Origin of the sequence: Streptomyces otsuchiensis (genome assembly GCF_004305975.1) — a bacterium.
Lineage (GTDB): Bacteria > Actinomycetota > Actinomycetes > Streptomycetales > Streptomycetaceae > Streptomyces > Streptomyces otsuchiensis.
In genome coordinates this window covers 1-5,853 of the sequence record NZ_BHZI01000333.1, presented here as the reverse complement: position 1 = coordinate 5,853, position 5,853 = coordinate 1, and the positions used below count along the sequence as shown (strand labels likewise).

Genomic DNA, 5,853 nt, shown 5'->3' with positions numbered 1-5,853 from the left:
CGGGGGTGGGTGCGGATGGTGTCGGGGACGGTCTTGCCGCCGGAGAGGCCGGCGCGGATGAGGTGGTAGGTGTCGGCGGCGTAGAGGCGGGAGCAGGCCGCACAGCGCGAGGAGCGACGGTTGCCGCACGCGGTGAGCAAGCTGCCTGTGGGCTCCTCGGACGTGGTGTAGGAGTGCAGGACTTCCCCGGTTGTGGTGTCGAGGGTGGTGGTGTGGCCGGTGAGACGTACGGGTTCGGTGCAGCCGCCGAGGTGTTCGATCTGTTGCTGTGCGCGGTCGAAGTCGGGGTGGTTGACGAGGTGGAGCAGGTCCCGTACGGCGGGGCTTGCCACGTGGCGCAGGTCCAGGGTGACCATGTCGGGGCGTGTCCCTTCTGTTCGGGTGGGGCCCCGAGCAGCAACCAGCCAGGCGAGGAGGCGTGTTGGTGCGGCTCGGGGCATGACGAACCAGCGCGCGGGGCGCGTGTGGGTTGAGCGAGGGGATGCGGCCGGTGAGGGACTGGGTTCAGAGCTGAGCGAGGGCGGCGGTGGCCACCGGCAGGGCAACGCCCATGCGAGTCCCCAACTGGGCTGCTGTGATAGGCGCTTCGTGCTGGGCGCGGTGAGTGTCCGCGATGCGCCGGGCCGCGTTCAGTAGGGCGGCCGGAAGGGCCGGGCCGGAGGCGGAGTGGGCCGTCTTGGTGATGGCGGCCGGAGCCGGGATGGGCTTCGGCTCTTCGGCCGGCGAGGCGGCGATGACCGGGACAGAGGGCGTGGGTGCTGATTCGGGTGCGGGTGCCTCGTTGGGCACCGGCTCGGAGAGAGGAGCGGCAGTATCCTCCGGGTGCGGGGTAGGGGTGGTGGCTGTGTGGAACTGGGCGAGGAAGGTGGGGCCGACGTGGCCCCAGCCGAGGAGCAGGAGCGGGGCGACGGTGTCCAGGCAGGCGCGGCCGTAGCGTCCGGCCAGCAGGGGTTCGGCGGTGTTCAGGGCGAGGGTGAGCAGCCCGCACAGGTGCAGTAGCCGGGTACCGGCCCGCAACTCCGTCTTGGGTACGCCGCGCAGGGCCAGGAACCGCAGGGCGACCAGGAGACCGACGACGGACAGGTCCACCATGGGGGCGATCAGCGGCGCGATCGGGCGCGGGACGCCGAGGCGCAGGGCGAGCGCCCAGACGTTGCCGAAGGAGAAGACGAAGGCCAGGGCCGCGATGACCGCCATGACCACGGTCACGGTGCGCCGGGTGAACCGTTCCTCTCTCATGTCCTCAACCTCCTTTCTGGCGTGGGCTGTTCGGGATCACTTCGTGAGCGAGGGTGCGGGCGCCGCCGTACGGCCGGTCGTACGGAGGAGGGCGTCCAGGCACAGATCCGGGTCGGCGGTCAGGTGCGAAGTGGCCTCGGCGACACGGGCCGCGTCGGCGTCCGAGACGTAGGGGGTGCGGATGCGGGTGTAGCCGGGGCGGCCCTGCATCGCCATGACCGCGACGCCGACGTAGGCGGGGTCCTGCAAGGTGACCGGGCTGGCGTCGGGCCAGTTGCGGATGTCCTCACCCAGCGCGGCCACCGCGGCCTCTACCGTCTTCTGCGCGAAGGACAGGCCGATGGGGCACACGTCGCGGATGAAGGTGGGGATGGCGTCGCCGGTGGTCTTCTGGCTGATCAGGATCACCAGGATGCCGACACTGCGGCCCTTCTTGACCAGGTCCTCCACCAGCCGGGCATTCTCCGCCGTCAACGCGGCAAGGCGCTTGGTTGTGGCGTCGCTGCCCTTGTACTCGCGGAAGAACGTGTGCGCCTCATCGATGATCAGGACCGTGAGCGGCCACTCCGGAGAGGGGCCGACGTGCCACATGTTCTTCACACCCAGCACGTCCCGGATGGTCGCCGAGCGCCGCTTGCGCAGGTCCACCAGGCGCTTGAACAGTGTGTTCGCTTCGTCGAGGTCGTCGCCGCAGAATGCGAACATCCGCTTGACCAGGTCGGCGTAGTCGCCCTCCGAGGCCCGCGACACCTTCCCGTCGGCACCCGCGATCTGCACGGCGGCGGAGGGCGCGAAGTCGCAGACGAACTTGTTGACTCCCGAGGTCTTGCCCGCACCCGGGACGCCGGCCACGGTCACCCCGGGAACGTTGGCCAGGGACACGCACACCCGGGCGGCGTACTCATCCACGCCCAGCTCCCAGCGCGTCAGATCCGTGAGCGGGCTGCCGGTGGGCCGGTGGGTGGTCGGCGTGGTGAGCGGGTCGGAGCGCACACCCCGGATCACCACCCGGCCGGGGCCGTCCGGCAGCACGGAAACTCGCGTGCACCGCCACGCGTCCGCCAGGAACCGCGCCGACTTCTGGTACTCCTCCAGCCCGACCTGTGGCAACGTGCGGGCCCGGACGATCACCCCGTACTGGTCGGGCTTGACCTTGATCTTCGGAGTCAGCACCCGGGGCACGGGCGGGGGACTGTCCTTCTGCGCGGTGATCTGTGCGAGCAGGATCGGGGTCTTGTCGGTGACCGTCAGTCCGGCCATCCGCGCGAGGCGTACCCAGCCCCAGCGAACCCGCATGGCCTGCCGCATGCTGACCCGCGTGCCCTTGTCTGCGCGGACGCCCGGCCCGCCACGTGTTGGGGTACCCCTGTGGGAGGGCGTCCGCCGGATCACCCCCGGGTGATGCGCCGGCCGGGCGTACCGTGGAGTGGGAGGTGGTGAGTTGATGATTACGGAGCTGGCCGACAACGTCCGCAAGTACCGGCGTCGCGCGGGGATGAGCCAGGAGGAACTGGCCCATGCCGCAGGCGTATCGCCAGGCACGGTACGCAAGGCCGAGCAGGGCGGCACTCTCCGCATGGAAACCCTGCACACGCTCGCCCGAGCGCTTGGGGTGACCACCGCCGCCTTGATGGCGTCCGATGCCCCGGAGCCCGTCGGGCGGGCCGAGGAGCCGAACCGCGTCAACCTGATCCAGCTCCGCGCCGCCCTCACTCCAGCCGTCGAACTTGTGGACCAGGACGCCGAAGCCGTGGGCGAGGAACCGAACCTGCGCGCCTTCCGACGGACGCTGCAAGACGCACGGGTGCTGTACTTCTCCGACAGCTACAAGAGCGTCGCCGCCCAACTGCCGGTCCTGCTGCGTGATGCCGGGAGGGCCGTCGCCTACTACGACAGCGCGGACGAGCACCGGCAGGCCCTGCTCGCGCGCGCCGAGGCGCTGCGTCTGGCCGGCACCTACCTCACCCAGGTACGGCAGTACGACATCGCGTACGCCGCTGTGCGCGGCGCCATCATGGACGCCCGTCAGGCCGGAGACATGCTTGCGGCGGGCTCAGGTGTCGGCTGCATGTGCTGGCTGCTGGTGCGCCAGGGCCGCTTGGACGAGGCGGAACAGGTCGCTGCCCGGAGCATGGACGCGGTGGAGCCGAAGATCACCGGGGCCGAGCCGGACCACTACGCGGTGTGGGGCGGCCTGGCGATGGAGGCCGCCGCCGCAGCCGCGAGGAACAACCGGCCCGACGAGGCGAAGGAGTACCGTCAGGCCGCCCGGGTCGCGGCAACCGCGGTCGGCACAGCGCATCGCAACGTCTCCCGGCACTGGTCCGTCTTCGGGCCGGTCACCGTCGCGGTCAAGGCACTCGAAGACTCGCTGGTCATCGGCGACGCCCGCGCGGTAGTGCGTAAGGCGGGCGAGCAGGAGGAGTTGTCGCCCAAGGCATGGAAGCGCTTGGGCAGGCCCAGCACCAACGACGGGAACCGCTTCACCCTCGATGTGGCGCGCGCCCACACCCGGACCGGCGACCTGTCCGCCGCCATGGAGGAGTTGACCCGCGCCAGGGAATCCGCCCCGCAGTGGCTGCGGCACCAGAACGGTGCCGCCGAGACCATGCAGGAGATCCTGGACAAGCGCAAGCGCACCCTCACGACGGAGATGCGCGAAATGGCCGACTACCTGGGCGTCGTCGGGTAGCTGCCACGCAGCGTGGCAGTTCGCGAACCAAGAGTCGCGAACTGCCATGTTTCTCAACTGGGGTGACGATTCGTCAGTGCCTACGGTCGGTGTGTCCACCATCAGTGACCCAGGCCGGGGGTGCCCAGTGAGCCAGCCCAGGAGCGATGCCGACCGCATGCGTCGTAGAGACCTGTACGACGCCGCGTCGGGTGGGGGAGGCCCCCGCTTGCTGCCGTGGACCAGCCCGGAGGGGAAGCCCTGCTACCTGAGCACCGACGGCCGGGGCTACCTCTCCACCCTCGCCGACAGCATCGAGACGGTACAGCTCAGCATGGGCCAGGAACTGCTGGAGTACGCCCGAGAAGCCACGGCTCCCGGAGTGCCAACTCTGTCGGCCACCGAATACCGTTGGCTGGCCCGCCGGTTGACCGAGGCCCTGGCGGACGCGCTCCGAGTAGCCGACTCGCGCGGGCAGCGCCTCCCGGACCCGGGAGAGGAAGAGGTGGACGAGGGTGCCTGACTCTGCGGACGCCGACGCACCGGTCCGCGACGCCGCACGGGGGCGCTATCGCTTCCGCGAGTACCACGTGACCACCGTCCCCGACCCCCTTGCACTGCCGGCCTTCACGGCGGTCTGCGTCACCGGCGAGGAAAGCAACCGCGGTGCCACATCCGGCACCCTGCACACCCCGGACGAGCTGACGCACTGGATCGCCGAACACTGCGCCCAGACCGGCCACCAGCACTACGAGCAGACCGTCCGAGCCACACTCCGTGCCGAGCCCGGAGCGTGGCAGTAAAGTCCCCCTGCGCCGACACCGCGTCAGCGGCAGCACCACCGTGCGCCCCGCGCTCCTGACGGCAGTAGCGACGGCAACACCCGCGGATTCCCCCGTACAACCACGGACACCAGCGGAACCCGAAACCGGCGCTGATCTGCGAATACGCAGATAGAGAGGGGTCGCGTAGCACACGTACTATGTGCTGGCGGGTAAGATTCCTGTACTGGTCCACAATGCAAATTGCATTGTAGGAACCCGGCAGTTTGACCACGCTTGGGACCAGCATTCACCTGGAGGGGCCTACCATAAGGCCGGAAAGGTGGAGAATGTATTTGCTGATGGCATCGACAAGACTCGATTCCGAGGGATGGTGGATGAGGCGATCAAGAACGGGACGCAGGTTCCTAGGTCTAAGTCCGACCCTCGCGGCGGATATTACATCGACTACGATTTCGGCGATGTGGAAGTCGGGGCGATGGGTCAGAACGGCATGATAATAGCCGTTGATGGTGCGGGGAACTTCGTCACCGCGATGCCGAAGTTTATGTACTAGGGGGGCGAAGTGATCTCGTTTACATTCCTACCTCGCATTGACGATCCATCCTGGCGTGCCGATGGCCTGTCGGGTCTCTCGGCTCGCACGCTAACGGCCGATGACCTGACGTTTCACTACCTCAGTTCTGACGTAGTGATCGGCGATGGGCGCAACGAGGTTCAATTGAGGACGCCTGGCCTCCCCGTCGTGGACTTTGTTCTGATGCTTGTTCAGCTGTGCCGCGAAGTCGTATCTTCCGGTGCGTCAGTTGTAGAATCTTCGCAAACTCAGGATTCAATTACAGCTGTGATTGCAGGAGGTTCAGTGGAGCTCTCCTATAGCTTTTCCGGTGTGGTTTCAGTAGTCCCTCTCTGCGATTTGAAGGAAGTCCCGAACGTGGCTCTTCAGTCGGCCTTTGAGGTGCTTTTTCCCGCTCATGGCGACTTGAGGTTTAACGAGTATCTAATCGAACTTGCCGACCTCGTCCGATCGGGCTGATCGGATTTCTCTCCGCTCTCAGGAGAGCTGAAAACGGGAGCCCCACCGAGCCAGGGTCTTTGAGAAGTCTCGAGGTGGGCGGTTCGCCTGCTGAGCACTACATGTGACGGGTTGTCGGCTTTTGC

Annotated in this window: 7 protein-coding genes and 1 pseudogene; 5 read left to right on the top strand and 3 right to left on the bottom strand. The window is 67.7% G+C overall.

Going from position 1 to position 5,853, the window contains the following annotated elements; all coding sequences use genetic code 11:
* The 3 genes and pseudogenes from E0D90_RS22980 to E0D90_RS22970 form a co-directional block, all read right to left on the bottom strand.
* The coding region (locus tag E0D90_RS22980; RefSeq protein ID WP_369008437.1) for a replication initiator at positions 1 to 356 on the bottom strand (356 nt) is incomplete at its 3' end.
* 148 nt (positions 357 to 504) lie between these two features.
* Entirely contained in the window at positions 505 to 1,239 is a 735-nt protein-coding gene (locus E0D90_RS22975; protein WP_130799917.1) for a DUF2637 domain-containing protein, read from the bottom strand.
* Between the two features lie 36 nt (positions 1,240 to 1,275).
* Positions 1,276 to 2,577 (bottom strand): annotated as a pseudogene (locus E0D90_RS22970) (FtsK/SpoIIIE domain-containing protein); the annotation flags it as partial.
* Positions 2,578 to 2,683: 106 nt separating this feature from the next.
* On the opposite strand from E0D90_RS22970, the gene E0D90_RS22965 reads away from it, so the two are divergent.
* From E0D90_RS22965 to E0D90_RS22945, 5 genes are all read left to right on the top strand, one after another.
* Positions 2,684 to 3,931, top strand: a complete 1,248-nt coding sequence (locus tag E0D90_RS22965) for a helix-turn-helix domain-containing protein (protein ID WP_130799916.1) — start codon at positions 2,684 to 2,686, stop codon at positions 3,929 to 3,931.
* Positions 3,932 to 4,088: 157 nt separating this feature from the next.
* Positions 4,089 to 4,433, top strand: coding sequence for a hypothetical protein (locus tag E0D90_RS22960; RefSeq protein ID WP_130799915.1), 345 nt, complete (start codon positions 4,089 to 4,091; stop codon positions 4,431 to 4,433).
* The gene (locus E0D90_RS22955; RefSeq protein ID WP_130799914.1) at positions 4,426 to 4,713 is read left to right on the top strand and encodes a DUF7848 domain-containing protein; all 288 of its coding nucleotides are present in this window, start codon (positions 4,426 to 4,428) and stop codon (positions 4,711 to 4,713) included. The genes E0D90_RS22960 and E0D90_RS22955 overlap by 8 nt, the downstream gene beginning before the upstream one ends.
* Positions 4,714 to 5,014: 301 nt before the next feature.
* Positions 5,015 to 5,248 (top strand): hypothetical protein, encoded by a 234-nt coding sequence (locus E0D90_RS22950; protein ID WP_130799913.1) that lies wholly within the window; start codon positions 5,015 to 5,017, stop codon positions 5,246 to 5,248.
* Positions 5,249 to 5,437: 189 nt separating this feature from the next.
* Positions 5,438 to 5,728 carry a hypothetical protein gene (locus tag E0D90_RS22945; RefSeq protein ID WP_130799912.1) on the top strand — a complete coding sequence of 97 codons (291 nt, stop codon included), beginning with the start codon at positions 5,438 to 5,440 and terminating at the stop codon, positions 5,726 to 5,728.
* The last annotated feature ends 125 nt before the right edge of the window (positions 5,729 to 5,853 follow it).

What these genes read in the sequence shown, in the direction of transcription:
- E0D90_RS22975 (WP_130799917.1), bottom strand. Translation starts at nt 1,239, where the DNA reads ATGAGAGAGGAACGGTTCACCCGGCGCACCGTGACCGTGGTCATGGCG.
- E0D90_RS22965 (WP_130799916.1), top strand. Translation starts at nt 2,684, where the DNA reads ATGATTACGGAGCTGGCCGACAACGTCCGCAAGTACCGGCGTCGCGCG.
- E0D90_RS22960 (WP_130799915.1), top strand. Translation starts at nt 4,089, where the DNA reads ATGCGTCGTAGAGACCTGTACGACGCCGCGTCGGGTGGGGGAGGCCCC.